Source organism: Paenibacillus melissococcoides (assembly GCA_944800085.1).
Classification (GTDB): Bacteria; Bacillota; Bacilli; order Paenibacillales; family Paenibacillaceae; genus Paenibacillus_B; species Paenibacillus_B melissococcoides.
The window spans coordinates 97,707-112,631 of record CALYLO010000018.1; the positions used below are offsets into that span (position 1 = coordinate 97,707).

At 50.3% G+C, this 14,925-nt stretch carries 22 protein-coding genes and 1 pseudogene; all 23 read left to right on the forward strand.

Annotated elements, in window-relative coordinates; all coding sequences use genetic code 11:
* Positions 1-175: 175 nt before the first annotated feature.
* Positions 176-2,245 (forward strand): Mu transposase C-terminal domain-containing protein, encoded by a 2,070-nt coding sequence (locus OCY70_RS34510; protein ID WP_261945367.1) that lies wholly within the window; start codon positions 176-178, stop codon positions 2,243-2,245.
* Between the two features lie 15 nt (positions 2,246-2,260).
* Complete coding sequence (locus OCY70_RS34515; RefSeq protein WP_261945208.1) at positions 2,261-3,241, forward strand: AAA family ATPase; 981 nt, start codon at positions 2,261-2,263, stop codon at positions 3,239-3,241.
* An 11-nt stretch (positions 3,242-3,252) separates the two neighbouring features.
* A complete protein-coding gene (locus OCY70_RS34520; RefSeq protein WP_261945207.1) occupies positions 3,253-3,624 on the forward strand; it encodes a hypothetical protein in 372 nt (123 codons plus the stop codon).
* Between the two features lie 104 nt (positions 3,625-3,728).
* Positions 3,729-4,019: an AbrB/MazE/SpoVT family DNA-binding domain-containing protein gene (locus OCY70_RS36480; RefSeq protein WP_390905308.1), complete on the forward strand. Its 291-nt coding sequence runs from the start codon at positions 3,729-3,731 to the stop codon at positions 4,017-4,019.
* Entirely contained in the window at positions 4,016-4,645 is a 630-nt protein-coding gene (locus OCY70_RS34525) for an ABC transporter permease (protein ID WP_261945070.1), read from the forward strand. Before OCY70_RS36480 ends, OCY70_RS34525 begins: the two co-directional genes overlap by 4 nt.
* A gap of 11 nt (positions 4,646-4,656) precedes the next feature.
* A complete protein-coding gene (locus tag OCY70_RS34530; RefSeq protein ID WP_213431367.1) occupies positions 4,657-5,064 on the forward strand; it encodes a regulatory protein GemA in 408 nt (135 codons plus the stop codon).
* 239 nt (positions 5,065-5,303) lie between these two features.
* Positions 5,304-6,167, forward strand: coding sequence for an ATP-binding protein (locus OCY70_RS34535; RefSeq protein WP_213431368.1), 864 nt, complete (start codon positions 5,304-5,306; stop codon positions 6,165-6,167).
* Between the two features lie 19 nt (positions 6,168-6,186).
* Positions 6,187-6,375, forward strand: coding sequence for a hypothetical protein (locus OCY70_RS34540; RefSeq protein WP_213431369.1), 189 nt, complete (start codon positions 6,187-6,189; stop codon positions 6,373-6,375).
* Positions 6,376-6,398: 23 nt separating this feature from the next.
* Positions 6,399-6,833, forward strand: a complete 435-nt coding sequence (locus OCY70_RS34545) for a hypothetical protein (RefSeq protein ID WP_261945068.1) — start codon at positions 6,399-6,401, stop codon at positions 6,831-6,833.
* Positions 6,833-7,063, forward strand: a complete 231-nt coding sequence (locus OCY70_RS34550) for a hypothetical protein (RefSeq protein WP_213431371.1) — start codon at positions 6,833-6,835, stop codon at positions 7,061-7,063. Before OCY70_RS34545 ends, OCY70_RS34550 begins: the two co-directional genes overlap by 1 nt.
* A 25-nt stretch (positions 7,064-7,088) precedes the next feature.
* Positions 7,089-7,742 (forward strand): peptidoglycan recognition protein family protein, encoded by a 654-nt coding sequence (locus OCY70_RS34555; RefSeq protein WP_261948948.1) that lies wholly within the window; start codon positions 7,089-7,091, stop codon positions 7,740-7,742.
* Positions 7,743-7,953: 211 nt separating this feature from the next.
* Entirely contained in the window at positions 7,954-8,190 is a 237-nt protein-coding gene (locus OCY70_RS34560) for a Mor transcription activator family protein (RefSeq protein ID WP_261948957.1), read from the forward strand.
* Positions 8,191-8,302: 112 nt separating this feature from the next.
* On the forward strand, positions 8,303-8,731 hold the full coding sequence (locus tag OCY70_RS34565; RefSeq protein ID WP_306433995.1) for a guanylate kinase: 429 nt from the start codon (positions 8,303-8,305) through the stop codon (positions 8,729-8,731).
* Positions 8,721-8,993: a hypothetical protein gene (locus OCY70_RS34570; protein ID WP_261948949.1), complete on the forward strand. Its 273-nt coding sequence runs from the start codon at positions 8,721-8,723 to the stop codon at positions 8,991-8,993. The genes OCY70_RS34565 and OCY70_RS34570 overlap by 11 nt, the downstream gene beginning before the upstream one ends.
* A gap of 112 nt (positions 8,994-9,105) precedes the next feature.
* A complete protein-coding gene (locus OCY70_RS36650) occupies positions 9,106-9,312 on the forward strand; it encodes a hypothetical protein (protein ID WP_261948950.1) in 207 nt (68 codons plus the stop codon).
* Positions 9,313-9,875 (forward strand): annotated as a pseudogene (locus OCY70_RS36490) (DUF3486 family protein). It abuts the gene before it with no gap.
* Positions 9,868-10,290 (forward strand): hypothetical protein, encoded by a 423-nt coding sequence (locus OCY70_RS34585; RefSeq protein ID WP_261948951.1) that lies wholly within the window; start codon positions 9,868-9,870, stop codon positions 10,288-10,290. The pseudogene OCY70_RS36490 and the gene OCY70_RS34585 overlap by 8 nt, the downstream one beginning before the upstream one ends.
* Before the next feature lie 16 nt (positions 10,291-10,306).
* Positions 10,307-10,555 (forward strand): hypothetical protein, encoded by a 249-nt coding sequence (locus OCY70_RS34590; RefSeq protein WP_261948952.1) that lies wholly within the window; start codon positions 10,307-10,309, stop codon positions 10,553-10,555.
* A complete protein-coding gene (locus OCY70_RS34595; RefSeq protein WP_261948953.1) occupies positions 10,552-10,722 on the forward strand; it encodes a hypothetical protein in 171 nt (56 codons plus the stop codon). Before OCY70_RS34590 ends, OCY70_RS34595 begins: the two co-directional genes overlap by 4 nt.
* Positions 10,723-11,174: 452 nt before the next feature.
* Positions 11,175-11,438 carry a hypothetical protein gene (locus tag OCY70_RS34600; protein ID WP_261948954.1) on the forward strand — a complete coding sequence of 88 codons (264 nt, stop codon included), beginning with the start codon at positions 11,175-11,177 and terminating at the stop codon, positions 11,436-11,438.
* A 399-nt stretch (positions 11,439-11,837) separates the two neighbouring features.
* Positions 11,838-13,217 carry a DUF935 domain-containing protein gene (locus tag OCY70_RS34610; RefSeq protein ID WP_261948955.1) on the forward strand — a complete coding sequence of 460 codons (1,380 nt, stop codon included), beginning with the start codon at positions 11,838-11,840 and terminating at the stop codon, positions 13,215-13,217.
* Entirely contained in the window at positions 13,201-13,938 is a 738-nt protein-coding gene (locus OCY70_RS34615) for a phage head morphogenesis protein (RefSeq protein WP_261945409.1), read from the forward strand. Before OCY70_RS34610 ends, OCY70_RS34615 begins: the two co-directional genes overlap by 17 nt.
* 119 nt (positions 13,939-14,057) lie before the next feature.
* Positions 14,058-14,925, forward strand: an 868-nt coding sequence (locus OCY70_RS34620; protein ID WP_261948944.1) for a phage protease, incomplete at its 3' end; no start/stop codon positions are given.

Consider the following 14,925-nt stretch of genomic DNA (forward strand, 5'->3'; position numbering starts at 1 on the left):
ACATCACAGAGAAGGACAAGTGGAGGAACATGGTCATCAGGAGGCTAAAAGAGATGGGTTCAATAAATGAAGAGAGCGTCCCCCCTCCAAGGTCGACGCTCCCCTAGCAACCCATCAAAAAAGTTGTCTCCTCCATTGTAGCATGATCGGATTCACTTGGGAAGGAGGAACAAGCTTGTCGGAAATATACATTACCCTGGAAGAGGCCGCCGGGCTTGAGGGCATGAGTTACGAGACGGTCAAGAAGAAGGTGCAAAGGAACCCGAAGGCTTTCAAGGCAAAGAAAGAAGCTGCTGCAAGTGGCGGAAAGGAACGTGTCCTTATAGCGATGTCCACGCTGAGTAAGAAGGCCAGACAGGCATACAAGCATGTTACTGGTATTGAGGGCGCGGATGTCATTATCAAGGAACATGTCAATGAAAAGGAAATACCGTGGTACATCGGTGTTGACCCTGCTGAATACATCGAGAAGCACAGTAAGTCATATTACGAAGCGGTCGAGTTGGCAAAGGTCATCCGCGAGTTTCTCAACTATGGAGACCGTGACCGGACTGAATTTGCATTCAGTATTGCGGAAGCAAACGGAATGAGTCAGCGCACGCTCTATCGGTATGCACAAAGCTATTTGGAAGCAAGTGCCTGGGCGCTGAAGATGAGCAAACAGGACGGGAGAAATTATGACTTTTTCAAGGTGCTGGCACTCTGCCGTAAGCCTAAGCAGAAAAACACGTTTCCGTCGCTAACGCCGGAGGTCAGAGCTTTCATCGAAAATTTATGGTTTGAACCCGCGTTTGCGAGCAATAACGGAACGATTGAAATGCTCTACAGCAAACTTATGAAGATTGGATCAATGCATAGCTGGGACATCCCATCATATCCAACGGTGGCCCGCTATATCGGATATCTGATGAATGTAAAGCGTGGCAAAAATGCGCGTCTACTTGCCGAAAAAGGCATGCGTGAATTTAAGAATCAGCGAATGGTCAAAGCGTCTCGGAATACAAAAGCGTTGCCAGTTATGGGGCTTGTACAAGGCGACGAGCATACATTCGATGTTTGGGTGAAATATACATACCCGAATGGCAAGACCAAGGCCATCCGCCCGCAGCTCGTCGCATGGCTAGATACACGAAGCCGCTGCATCGTTGGCGATGTAATTTGTGTCAAGGCAAATTCGCAAGTGCTGAAGCAGTCGCTGCTCAACATGATATACGCCGATATTGGCGGCGTGCCAGAATGGCTGCTTATTGACAACGGGAAAGACTACACCGCCGAGACGATGACCGGGCGTAAGAGAAATGAACGCGTCAGCTTCGACAGCGAGACCAAAGGCTTTTATCGCAGCATCGGCATCAAGGATGACATGCGCAGCCTCCCATACCAACCCTGGTCGAAGGCACAAGTCGAGCGGTTCTTCGGCACGCTAATTAGCAAATTTGAAAAATGGTTGGGAAGCTACACGGGTACGCTAACAGGTTCGAAGACAGCGGCGAAAGTGGACAAGGACATCAAGAAGATGCTCCAACGTGACGAATTGCTGACACTGGATGAATTTTATGCGCTATGGTGCGAGTGGCGAGACGAGTACCATCGTTCATTCCATAGTGGACTCAAGGGACAAGGCGATAAGTGGCATACGCCTCTGGAAGTGTTCCGGAACGCCGACCGCTATGTCAAAGCGCCGCCGCCAAAGTCCTACGCAACGATATTGATGATGAAGGCGGAGCGCGTCCTTGTCCGGAACATCGGGATCAAAAAGTTTGGATATGAGTACCGCGCCGATGAACTCTGCCATTATATCGGGGACAAAGTTGACATCAAATGGGACCCGAATGATGTGACAAAGCTCTATGTGTATACAGTTGGCGGGCAAAAAATATGCGAGGCGTACAGTCAAGAACTGCTACTCATCGCCCCGAAGATGCCGCAAAAGGCGCTGGAAGATCACCTCAAAATGCAGAAGCGCCAGCTCCGCCAGACGATGGATGACCTGGCGTATTATACGACGCCATTAGAAGATCGCGATCCTCAGTATCAAGGATATGGAAACGACGTGGCCGGGTTCATTTTCAAAAATGAGGCTGCACCGAAGCAGAACACGAAGCTGGTCGCATTGCCGGACGATCAGCAATTCCGGGAAGAGCTGCGATCCAGAAAAACAGCCAAAGCAGGAAAAGACGATGCAGATGACTTTTACCAACGGCAAGCGGAGAAAGCCCTCGCGGCGCTCCGTAAACTTGGATAATTGGAGGGAACGAACATGGAAGCAGTGGCATTTTATCCGGTTCAAGGTGGCACACCAACAGCCCTTGCAGCACAGGTTAAAAATATGATGGACAAAAACGGCATGACAATTACGGAGCTGGCGCGAGAAATCAATTATTCTCGCTCGGCCCTCTCACAATATCTGAGCGGTAAATATTCTTCCGATCCTACTGACATCGAGCAGGCAATAACGAACTTTATCTCCGCACAAGGCGAAGAAGTGGCGGCAGCCATCGAGCAAACAGGCACGATGCGACTTGCTAAGCCTGCATTCGTTGAGAGCCGTGACGCAACGGCAATCATCGGGGCCTGTCAATCCTGCCAGTCATTTACTGGACTTGGAATTGTGGTTGGGAAGTCGGGATACGGCAAGACTCATACGCTCAAGTATTATGCGCGGTCTCCTAAAGTTGCTTATATCGAATGCGACGATACGATGGCGCAACGCGATCTGGTTAAGGCCATCGAAAGAGCTCTCGGCCTACCCGTTGGCTATGGCACGATATGGGAACGGGTGAACGGTATCCGTGAATTTTTCAACTGCAATCCGGGCTACTTGCTCATTATCGACGAAGCGGACAAGCTTGTTAGCAAGTATTCACAGAAAAAAATGGAGATCCTGCGTGCCATCTTCGACCAGTCAGATGTGGGAATGATTATCGCCGGGGAACCGAAGCTTGAAGCGCAAATCAAGGGCTATATCAGCCGTTTTGCGAACCGGGTAGATTTCTATGTGTCACTGAAGGGACTATCCGCTAACGAGGTTCGCAGCTACCTACAAAACTTCAACTTCGAAGAAAATGCCATTCAGGAGATGATTGTCCGTGCAACTAACAACAAAAACGGATGCTTCCGCTTACTCGACCGGACGCTGAACAACATCTTGCGCATATTAAACATGCACGGCTCCGCTGAAGGGGCTCCCCTAATTACCGTCGACATTATCGCTAAGGCCAGCAACATGATGATGCTGTAGGGGGGATGACGATGTGGAGATATGAATACTCGAATCATTCAGTGGCACGCTTGTTCCGTTTCTTACAGCATGTGATGCTTCCCGTCCCGGTACGTCCAGCCGCTATCGTGTCGGGGTTGACAGAGGACGAAGTCCGTATTGCCTTGAGGGATTCACCTGATTACATCGTTGACGATGAGGGCATCCGTAGCAGAGATCCATATGAAAAGGCGTTGATGGATATGCGGCAGCGGCTAGGTGAGGAATTGACCGTTCTGGAAGCGTGCTGGCTTTATCGTGAACTGCATTATGCATTTCATGTGGCTGCTGGCAGGCTTGTGAATACATTTATGGAGGAGCAGAGGCATGAAGAAGCCGTCAAGACTAGCACTTTTAATCGGTGAGCTAACGCTTGAGCAGGTTGTCACATTGTATGACCTGCACCGGATTGCAATCCCCTGTGAGGATGGTACGCCAGTAGAAGACATGATTGAGGAGGATGCGTTGTATGCAGTCGTATAACAAAAAATTAAGCAAGAGTGGTTCCGTAACACTCCCGGCCGTAATACGCCGGGAGTATGGCCTATCAGGCGGCGAAAAGTTCAATATTATCGTCGATAGCGAAGACGGCACAATCCTGTTACAGCGGACGCAAGGAAGTTGCCTATTCTGCCGGAGCGATAAAGAGCTAGTTGTGTATTCCGGTCGGTTTGTGTGCTCCCAGTGCATTCAGAATCTGGAGGCCAATGTTACGGAACGGAGAGCGGCCAATGCATTTGAAGGGGGGGACGGGCGATGAATTCGGAACTGGTTCCCCTTGTTGATGAAGCACTCCGATTGGAACAGGATATGAAGCGAAGCAAGAAGCGGCTGGATGAACTGAAGGCCACCCTTACATCTGCTGGAATATTTGTCATGGACAATAAGAACCTATCTCACTATCAGATCCCTGGAAGCAAGGGCCGATTCAACCTGACATACAAGGAAAAGTTTGAAATTGATAATTATGAACGCTTGGTTGAAGTGCTTGGTGATGTGGTGGCAGCCAAAGTCAGCCGGAAGTATGAGGTTAAATTCGAGACAGAAGCACGTTTCAAGGAAGCGCTCATTGCCCTTTACAAAGGCGAATACTGCTTTGACACTTCTATTGATGACGTGCTGAGCGGCCTTGGGCTCGATAGCAACAAAGTAAAGGCAGTAAAAAAGAAGCTAAAGGGCGACTATCTGAAGGACAAGCAGCTACTCGGAAGTGTAGGCATAACTGGTGAGCTTGAAGAGGAGCTCGACGCCATTCGCCTGGCGAAGCATGGCGAATTGGTTGAACGCTTCTTCGGCCATCTCACTCCGGAAGAAATCGATACGATACGCAATTCGGTGTACGTCGAGGACAGCATTAGTGTCGGCTTAGAAGCTTTTTCTGAGTGAGGAGGGCCCTTATGGACAAAATCACCTATCCACAAATCAAGAACATATTCGGGCTTGCCAGGCAGGCCCGAATGAATAACGACGAGCTGCATGACCTGGTCTTGACTATGACCGGATCGGAGAGCATTAAGGCGTTAAGCAAGGCCCAGGGCATTAAAGTAATCGAACGATTGAATCAGATGCTGGGTAAAGCCAAGCCATCATCCCGGGCAACGCCGAATCAAATCTGGCAAATTAACAAGCTGGCCGAGGAATTAGGCTGGAAATCTGACCCTCGCCGTTTGCGTCGTTTCCTGGAGAAGCAGCAGGGCGTAAGTCATACGAGCTACCTCTCACCTGCCCAGGCCAGCAAGGTCATCGAAGCTCTGAAAGCAATGAAGCGACGGGGAGGAGTGGAGTCCAATGCCAGACGCTCTTGAACGCTACTCTCCAGCGCAACGGCAAATCATTTTTGCCTATTGGGAGACGATACGCTGGACACGAGGAACAGGGAAAATATCCGAGGGAATCAAGCAGCGTGAATACGAGTATTGGGAGCGTTATGAGCCTAGTCTTGTAATCAGAGCGCTCTCCATCCATATCGAGAAATATCCAAATATCAAAGAGAACTACACCCGGGGCATTCTCCGCAACCTTCTGAAGAAAGGCGGTGCCGCTCATGCAAGGTCTGAAAGAGGTCATGCCGGACTTGCTCGAACGCATCCAGGCAGCCAGGCAGGCAGCCAAGGCAAACGCGATATCGATATCAGCGCCGAAGCTGCCTTCCGCCGAAAACTCGGCTTATGAGTGCCCGAAATGCCGGGACGAGGGCGTCATCCACGACCCTGCTCGCAACGTGGCCTATCAATGTGCCTGCATGGAACGCAAGAAGCTGAAGCGGATCATGCAAACCACCAATATGAGCGAGGATGCGCAATTAAAGACCTTTGACAATTTCAACTTGGACGGCCTGGATCAACGCGTCATAGATGCATACGAGTTGGCGCGGGAATATTCGGATGGATTGGTCGCTCGGATCAAGAAGGGCCAAAGCTTGAAAGGCGTTCCTTGGTTCGGGCTTTTGGGCACATCCGGCAGCGGCAAGACGCACCTGGTTACGGCTACGGTCGCGCCGCTCATCGAACTGGGCATATATCCTCTGTTTTTCAACTGGGTACAAAGCTTCACGGAATGGTTTTCCTACTACAACAGCCCGGACGAGGCGTATAAGGTGGAGGAAATCCGAAAGCGAATTTACAACTGCGAGTTGCTTCTCGTCGATGATATTTGCAAAGAAAGCCAAAAAGACACTTGGATTAAGGAGTTTTATGGCATTGTTGATTATCGGTATCGAAAGCAATTACCGATCGTGTACACAAGCGAGTATTTTTCCGAATTGATTGGTTTTTTATCCGTAGCCACAGCGGGCCGCTTGTTCGAGCGAACCAAGAGCCCGAAAGGGAAAAAGTATCTCGGAAAAATGCTGTTGGATGTGGGCGAAGACCCACTGGCCTTGAACTATCGATTTAATGGACTGATTTAAGATGTAGGAGGCCTGTACAATGACCGAATACGACTATAAGAAAATAACGACTTACACACTGACGCCGCAGCAACTTGAAGCGGAGCGTAAACGGCTCGATGCGCTGAAGCCCAGGGCCAGGGATTACAAAGGAAAAACGGCTATCCTTGCCCCACAACTGGGCCATAACGGTAAATACCTGCGAAAAGGCGGCGAATGGTACTGCTAAAAATTTTAATGGGAGGAATGACCGTGCAGCAGCCTAAAAAGTTTGAATGGACAAATCGTCTCGCTTGTGTGGAAGCCTTGGCCCTAGAATGTGCCGATGGCGCAAAATTTGATTATGCCCTTCGCGTCGTCCGGCTTCGTGACTATAGTTTATATGTATCAAAAATCACGAACAAACAACTGGCAGCCCTCAAACGGGATGTTATGATACGGGTCAAAGAAATCAACATTATGCGAGAATCGGCAAATGTTGGCGACATTGTGCGCGTTCCAAAACTTGTGCCCAATCGATTCGGCGGGTACCAGCGGGACGGACGGAAGCTCGTGGAGGCCGAAGTAATTGAGAAGCATCGCCTGTCTTCAACCTTGCGTTATCGCGTTCGCCGACTACTCGATAACGAAATCCAGATCGGGAACGGCCACATGATTAAATCGATTGTGCAACGGGCGGTAAACTGATGGCAAGAAAGCCCGTCCAGAAGCCGAGCCTTGTCGCCGTACCGCCCGATCCGGATCGATGTTTTGTACTTTTCTCGACCGCTGCCCTGACGGCCAGATCAGCAGCGGTCAGCCTGGAGAGCCTTCTCCACCAATTACAAAAACAACCGGGGGAGCGTCCCGTCTCGTCTATCAACTTGGATAAAGAGTCCGGAAAAATGGAGATTCTTTTCAATCCATTATCAAAATAGTTCGCAAAGGAAGGGAGAGTTAAACGTGATTTATCGTCAAGATCATATCCCGAAAAATACAATGAAGAATCGTCGCCCTGGTTACCCGATGAATGCGACCACCATCACTATTCATAACACAGGTAATTCTGGGAGCAGCGCCAAGAACGAACGTGGTTGGCTGACGAATCCAGACAATGATCGAACGGCATCCTACCATATTGTGGTGGACGAGCACGAAGCTATTGAATGTATCCCACTCGTTGAGAATGCATGGCATGCTGGTGATGGCAGCAACGCTGCAAGCGGCAATCGTACATCTATCGCAATTGAAATATGCGAATCTGGGAACTATCAGCAAACATTACGGAATGCTGCTGAACTTGTCGCTAAGATGCTCCTTGAAAGGGGCTGGGGAGTTGAACGGCTGCGACGTCATTACGATTGGAGCGGAAAAATATGTCCCAGATTGATGTATGACAATGGCAAGTGGACTGGATGGCATCAGTTTAAAGAACTTGTGAACTCATTTCTCAGAAAGGATGAACAAGGAATGAACAAAGAAGAAAGAGAAGCCTTTGACAAATTGCTCAAGACCGTAGAGAAGCAGGATAAGAGGCTGAAGGAGCTGGAGGAGAAGCGCGACATCGAGCTCCTTCATGGGCCAAAGAGGCGGCAGCCTATTACGCGAATGAACTGAAAACGAAAACCGGGAGTTATGATTTCTGGCGTATGCTGACCATTCAGTATCGTAAGGAGGCCGCAACGAGCAGAAATTGATTTTTTCAGCTCCTGCTATAATATGAGGAGGTGATCCGCCGGATGGAATGGCTCGATGAGCTAACGCCAGATATGCTGCCCATGCCATACGTAAGTATGCTGAATGGATAGGATTAGATAACCTAATTACGCTGGCCAGCAAGGCCGGAGGGGATCATGTGTACATCCCCACATTGGATTTCTTCTTCCGCCGGGTACGTGACAGGCGGATCATTCAAGAGTATGATGGATATAACCATCGAGAGATCGCACAGAAGTATGAACTGAGTGAACGTAGAGTGAGAGAAATTTGTGACGGCATCCTTCCAGTTTCTCCACGGAGGGATGAGAATCAACTCCAACTTTTCGATGATGACGAGCTAAAATGAGGGGCGAAAAATCGGGGAATCCCTTCCAGACATGCAAGAAAACACTTGGTAATCTACCAGTAGAGGCTTATGCCCTACTGGTTTTTTTATTGCCTAAAAAGGAGGCTCTTACATGATGCAAGATGCAATTAACGAGATGTTATTGAATGTGGCGCTGGCGGGCCTGACTCTACTGTCTTCATTTGCGATTTACTACATACGCCGGGCTAGCGCCAAGCTGTCGGCAGAGACGGCGAAAATTGATGCGGATGCGCAACGTGCGCTGGTTCAGGCAGCTATTGAACGATTGGATGATGTTGCGACCAAGACCGTCCACCAAATTGAACAGACCGTCGCCAGTCATTTACGGGAGTCTGTCAAGGAAGGATGGTCACCCAGAGAAGAATTAATGGAACTTGCCCCTCAAGCGTATTCGGAAATTGTCCGCCAGCTCAAGCCCGAATACATGCGGGCCCTACATGACACCCTGGGCGACGCAGAGGGGTACATCATGAGCACGATTGAATCCAAGGTGCTGGAGCTCAAGGAGCGTGCTGGCTAGTGGAGTGGAATTGGATCATACAGACGGCGACGATGCTAGGCATCGGAGCAATTGGTTACTTTTTAAAACGACGATGGCAGAACTCAAAACGCAAATCAATAAAAACGCTCAAGATGTGGATGAATTGAAAAAAGAATTGGATGACTTACGTTCCGATCTCCCGTTCATCTACACGACCCGGGAGGATTTCATTAGAACGATGAACAACGTCGACAAGAAGCTCGACAAAATACACGATAGCATGCTGGGAGGACAGAGGTAGATGGATGAACAAACCTATCACGGTGTGCAACATAATAAAGCGGTTCGGGGCTATATCATGCGCTCGCTCGCAAAAGGACATAACAATTCGCTCCTATGCAGGCAATTGGTCAATGTCCATGGTCAACGATGGCGTAATCATCAGCCCGGATATCTCCAAGCATCTGGATTACTTATTCAAGAAGGGCTACATCGAATATTCGAATGAGCGTGTGAATTCGTACAATGCTTATGCCAATGATGCCGTAATCCGGCTAACGGTAAAGGGCATCGATTTACTGGAGGGCTCAACTCCGGATGATCCGGGAGTCGCCATCTAATTGAGCGGCAAACGAAGAAACCGCACGCGCTCTAAAGTTGACGACCTGCCTTTGCATATCAAGGATCAGGTCGACGCGATGCTTCTTGATACACGGTACACCTACTGGGAGATATCAGAGTATCTGGAGGCCCAGGGATTCGAGGTATCCAAGAGTTCCATTGGTCGCTATGCGCTCCGAGTCGGGAACGCGACGCAGCGGCTTATGGAGGCGCCAAGAACAGACAAAGGCGTTAGTCGAGATGATCCGGAAAAATCCGGACGTCGATTACACCGAAGGCGGCCTACAAATTATGGCCGGAGAGCTGACGAAGAAGATGGCGCAAGCACAGGAAGAATGGGACTACATGCCGCTGGATAAGGCCGGCCCGCGTTATGGTCGCGCTCTCCAGAACAAAGGTCTATAAAGACCGCGTCCGCCAGGACATGCAGAAGAAGATCGAACTAGCATTCCAAGGGATGGAGGCAGAACTCATGGCAGCCATCAAGGCCGATCCTCAACTTGCCGGAGAACTGAAGGCGGTACTGCAAAAAGCGAAGGAAAAGATGATGGCCGATGATTAACCTGGACGAGTACCTCCGGCAACTGGAGGATGAGGCAGACAAAGAAGAACTACTCAGTCTGGAGTATCAGAAGCAGCTCTTTGAAAACTACGTCATGCGTAATGAGCAGCACCGCGAATACCGGGAAACGTTGCTAAGGGAGTACCAAAGCGGCGCAGAACTGACAGGCCCGGATGGCTTGCGCAAGAAGCTAGGAGCCATTGACCTGGGGTATTTCGGGCGGGCTTATCTGCCCCACTACTTCGTCAGGGAATCGCCGCAATTTCACGAAGAGCTGGATAGTATATGGACTCAAGGGAGTCATGAAGGGCCTGAACCCTTTGCCGGATGGGAAGAAGATATCAAGGGCGAAAGGCTGCCGCCGTGCTACAGCCGCCTCACGTGGGCATGCGAAGTCGACAAACTTCACCTTTAAGGACACTTTGCACTCGGTGGTATATGAGTACAAACATTACCCGATCATCCTCTCTGATAGTTCCGACCAGGCAGAAGGATTCCTCACGGATATTAAAACCGAGCTAGAGGATAACCCGGCCATCAGTGAGGACTTCGGGAGCCTCAAGGGTAGAGTCTGGAAAGGCAGCGTCCTTGTGACCTCGACAGATATCAAGGTTGAGGCCATTGGGCAGCGGCCAAGAAGATTCGGGGCCGCCGTCATCGCAACTGGCGTCCTGACTTGATTGTCCTGGACGACATCGAGAATGACGAAAATGTTTACACGCCGGAGCAACGCAAGAAACTGGAAAGCTGGTTCTACAAGGCGGTTAGTAAAGCAGGCGACACGTACACTGACATCGTCTATATCGGAACGATCCTGCATTACGATTCTCTGCTTTCAAGGTGTTGAAGAACCCGGAAATATCATTCTGTAAAGTATCGGGGGGTTATCAGCTTCGCGACGAATCAAGAGCTCTGGGACGCTTGGGAAGCAATCTATACCGGACCTGGAAAACGTGCATCGGCAGAAGATGCGCGGGCCTTCTACGAAGACAACAAGGCCGACATGCTCGAAGGCACAGAAGTCTTGTGGAAGAAAGCTCTCCTACTACGACTTGATGGTAATCAAGATTTCTGAAGGCGAAGCATCGTTTCAATTCCGAGATTCAAAACGATCCGATTGACCGGATTCCTGCACATTTAATGATGAATGGTTCGACTTCTGGATGACGACCCGACGATTGATTTCCGGGATAAGCGATTCGTGTTTGTCGCCGCGAACGACCCTTCCCTTGGGAAAAACAAGAAAAGCGATACCAGTTTCCATCATTGCCATAGACAAGGATACCAAGAGCGGGCTATATGTACGTGGTGGAGGCATCCATCGAGCGGCGCGTCCCTGATGTCATCATCGATGACGCCATAGAGATGTCCAAGCGATTCCGGCGCGACTATAAGCGGCCATTCCGCAAATTTGGCGTCGAGACGGTACAATTCCAGGCACTTCTTCAAGGATGTACTGGCACAGAAGAGCGCAGACAAGGCTGGCGAATACCTGCCGATAGAGGAGATCCAAAGTCTCCAGCGCAAGGAACTGCGGATCGAGTCGCTTCAGCCATTTGTTAAGAATGGGTATCTGAAGTGTCAGTCGCCGCCACAAGACACTGTTACAACAAATGCGGGAATACCCGATGGGCAAAAATGACGATGGACCTGGAATGGATTGGAGATGGCCGTCCGACTGCCCTGGGCATCAAGACATCAAACAAGACGGACTATAAATCAGTAATCAGCGGGCGATGAAATTCCGGCGAGGCGGTATTAGGTGGTGAATCTATGTCGAAGAAAAACAAGCAGAAGAACAAAACGGTACAGCCCCCGCCCGCCCGGAGCTGAACGAGATTGCAGTCGCCCCGGTATGGGATAAATACTCCACGTACCCATCGAACGGCTTGACTCCGGTGCGACTGGCGCAAATCTTTCGCGAGGCAGAGCGGGCGACGTGCTTGCGACAGATGGAGCTCTTTGAGGAGATGGAAGAGAAAGATCCGCATCTATTTTTCACAGCTCCAGACACGCAAGAACGCGGTCACCGGACTGGACTTCGAAGTCATCCCGTTTTCGGATGACGAATGGGATAAACAGATAGCCGAGTTTGTGAAAGAGCAGATCGACGGGCTGGAGAACTTCGAGGACATCATGATGGATCTGCTTGATGCTATCGGTAAGGGTATCTCCGTATCTGAAATTATTTGGGGCTACGACGATGGATTTACGGTCGTAGAGGATATCAAGTGGCGGCATCCCAAGCGTCTCCTCTGGGACAATCAAGACACTCTGAAAGTGGTCACCCGCGATAATCCATCCGGAATACCTCTTCCGGAGAATAAGTTCGTCATACATCGTTACAAGGCGCGTTCAGGGCACCCATCACGGGCAGGCGTCCTGCGCGTGGTCGCCTGGATGTATTTGTTTAAAAATTACGATCTAAAGGATTGGGTCAGTTTTTGTGAAGTGTTCGGAATGCCGCTCCGGCTGGGCAAATATGACCCATCCGCCTCGGATGATGACAAGGCTGCTCTCATGCGTGCTCTCGTTCAGATAGGAACAGATGCAGCGGGCATTATTCCGGACGGAACAGAGATTGAATTCAAAGAGGCTGCGAAGACCACATCAATTAACGTGTATGAGTCGCTCGCCAGGTACTGCGATGAACAGATATCGAAGGCGGTGCTCGGCCAGACGCTTACGAGCGATTCTGGGGGCGGAAGTTTCGCCCAGTCGAAGACACATAACGAAGTCCGCCACGATCTGACGGTCGCGGATTGCAAGGCCCTAGCTGCCACATTGCGCCGGGATCTAATTCGACCACTTGTCTACTTTAACTATGGGGAATCCCGGCGTATCCCCCATCTGCGTTTCGACTGTGAAGAAGCCGGAGACCTGAAAGAAACGGCGGATATCTACGGGAAGCTGATTGATATGGGATTGAAAATCCCAACATCGCACTTGTACAAGAAGTTTTCCGTGCCAAAGCCGGAGAACGGCGAAGAGGTAGCTGCCCCGTTATCACATTCGGCGCCAATGCCTTTTAAAGACAAAACTTTGGTGGCTGTAGCTAACAAGGGTAATCGGCCTGGAGTTACACAGGGAAGCGTGGATCAATTGGCCGACGCAGCTATCCAGAATTCCAAGGGGATATTCGGCAAGATATTTGCTCCTGTTCTCAAAATACTTGACACGGCGAATAGCCTGGAAGAAGTCAAAGCCAAGCTCGAAGACGAAAGATTCGCGGGAGAGCTGTATCAACAGATGGATATCGAAGACCTGGACGAGCTGCTGCACAAGGCTATGTTTTACGCTGACCTAATGGGGAGAGTCGAAGAGCATGCGAGAATGGATTGAGCTCCTTACCACGCCTGGATTCGTCTTTGAGGAGGCGGTTGCCTTCTTCGGCGACAAACTACCAATGAAGGAAAGTGAATTCTACCAACTTGCCGAGGAGTACCGGGCACAGGCGTTCACGATTTCCGGATACAGCAAGATTCAGCTCCTTCGCAAGTTTCACGGGGAATTGCTGAAGGCCATTGATGAAGGAACGACACTGGGCAAGTTCCGTGAACGGATGAACGATTGGCTGGAGCAGCGTGGATATGAAGGCGTGACAAACTATCAGGCGGATAATATCTTCCGGACGAACGTGCAGACGGCCTATCAGGTGGGGCACTGGAAGCAGATGACGGCACCGGAGACGCTGCGCTTACGTCCGTACTGGCAGTATGATGCAGTCCAGGACAAGCGCACGCGGCCATCGCATCTGGCGATGCACGGCAGGGTATTTCGGGCCGATGACCCGATATGGAATACCTGGTATCCCCCGAATGGGTTCCGCTGCCGCTGTACCGTCCGAACACTCTCCGAGCGTCAAGTTCGGGAACGCGGCCTCAAGGTGGAAACAGAACCGCCAGTATCTGCCCAATTAAATGGTCAGCATGTGAACATAATGCCCGATCCAAGCTTCTCGAACAATCCAGCAAAGCACGCTTTTGATCCGGACGTTAGCAGCTACCCAAAGAGTTTGAAAAAAGCCTTTGAGAACAGAGAAAAACGCAAGTCAAAGGAATAAGGCCTGGAACGCCCTCTAAGGCGTTTGTGAATTTGGATGACCGAATCATGCTGATGATTTATATACCCGCGTTATAACGCGTTATAACGGCGTTGCAGTCGACATGAATCGGCGAGGAGGTGATCACGCTGAAAAAATGGATTGTATGTTCAGGTACGGTAACCGAAGTTCAAGGCGTGCCGACCGTAATTAAGCTGCTGCCGCTTGGGCATGTGAAGTCCCAGAAAGGAAACTTTGTGGTCGATGAGGAGTCCTTTCGGGCTATGAAGGAAACGTTCCACCGCCGGGCGCTTGATATCGTCATCGACTATGAGCATCAGACGCTGGAGGATGTGCAGGCCCCCGCTGGCGGTTGGATTAAGGAACTCATCATCCAGGATAATGCCATCGCTGGGAAGGTGGAATGGACACCCAAGGCGGAAGAGTACCTGAAGAACAAGGAATACCGCTACCTATCCCCGGTTGTGCTGGTGCGTAAATCGGATCAAAAAGCTGTCGTGCTACACTCGGTTGCCCTAACCAACACGCCAGCAATTGATGGAATGTTCCCGATTATCAATTCGCTTGACATTACCCAATACGAGGGAGGAAATGACATGGATTTTTTGAAACAACTTGCCGTCCTGCTTGGTCTGGGCGAAGAAGCTACCGAAGAGCAAGTCCTGCAAAAGCTTCAGGCGTTACAAGCTAATTCGACGGAAGAGAAGGAAAAAGAAAAGAAAGACGACGAAGAAGAAATCGTTGCCAACAAAACGATTACGACGCTGCTCGGCGTTGCGGAAGATGCGAAAACGGAAGACGTAGCAGCGGCCATTATGGCATTGAAAAATCCTTCCGGCTTCGTGCCTGTTTCGGAGTTCCATGCTCTGAAGGCGCGACTGGATAAAAAGGATTCGGATGAGCTCGTGATGACGGCCCTGAAGGATGGCAAGATTTCCGCCGCTCAAAAGGCTTGGGCGGAAGAATACGCACTCAAAGACCGCAAGG

Bases quoted from the DNA above. Each gene is read 5' to 3' on its own strand.
- OCY70_RS34585 (WP_261948951.1), top strand. From the start codon at position 9,868: ATGATTAACCTGGACGAGTACCTCCGGCAACTGGAGGATGAGGCAGAC.
- OCY70_RS34515 (WP_261945208.1), top strand. From the start codon at position 2,261: ATGGAAGCAGTGGCATTTTATCCGGTTCAAGGTGGCACACCAACAGCC.
- OCY70_RS34615 (WP_261945409.1), top strand. From the start codon at position 13,201: ATGCGAGAATGGATTGAGCTCCTTACCACGCCTGGATTCGTCTTTGAG.
- OCY70_RS34550 (WP_213431371.1), top strand. From the start codon at position 6,833: ATGGCAAGAAAGCCCGTCCAGAAGCCGAGCCTTGTCGCCGTACCGCCC.
- OCY70_RS34540 (WP_213431369.1), top strand. From the start codon at position 6,187: ATGACCGAATACGACTATAAGAAAATAACGACTTACACACTGACGCCG.
- OCY70_RS36650 (WP_261948950.1), top strand. From the start codon at position 9,106: ATGTCCATGGTCAACGATGGCGTAATCATCAGCCCGGATATCTCCAAG.
- OCY70_RS34520 (WP_261945207.1), top strand. From the start codon at position 3,253: ATGTGGAGATATGAATACTCGAATCATTCAGTGGCACGCTTGTTCCGT.
- OCY70_RS34565 (WP_306433995.1), top strand. From the start codon at position 8,303: ATGATGCAAGATGCAATTAACGAGATGTTATTGAATGTGGCGCTGGCG.
- OCY70_RS34530 (WP_213431367.1), top strand. From the start codon at position 4,657: ATGGACAAAATCACCTATCCACAAATCAAGAACATATTCGGGCTTGCC.
- OCY70_RS34535 (WP_213431368.1), top strand. From the start codon at position 5,304: ATGCAAGGTCTGAAAGAGGTCATGCCGGACTTGCTCGAACGCATCCAG.
- OCY70_RS36480 (WP_390905308.1), top strand. From the start codon at position 3,729: ATGCAGTCGTATAACAAAAAATTAAGCAAGAGTGGTTCCGTAACACTC.
- OCY70_RS34525 (WP_261945070.1), top strand. From the start codon at position 4,016: ATGAATTCGGAACTGGTTCCCCTTGTTGATGAAGCACTCCGATTGGAA.
- OCY70_RS34600 (WP_261948954.1), top strand. From the start codon at position 11,175: ATGTACGTGGTGGAGGCATCCATCGAGCGGCGCGTCCCTGATGTCATC.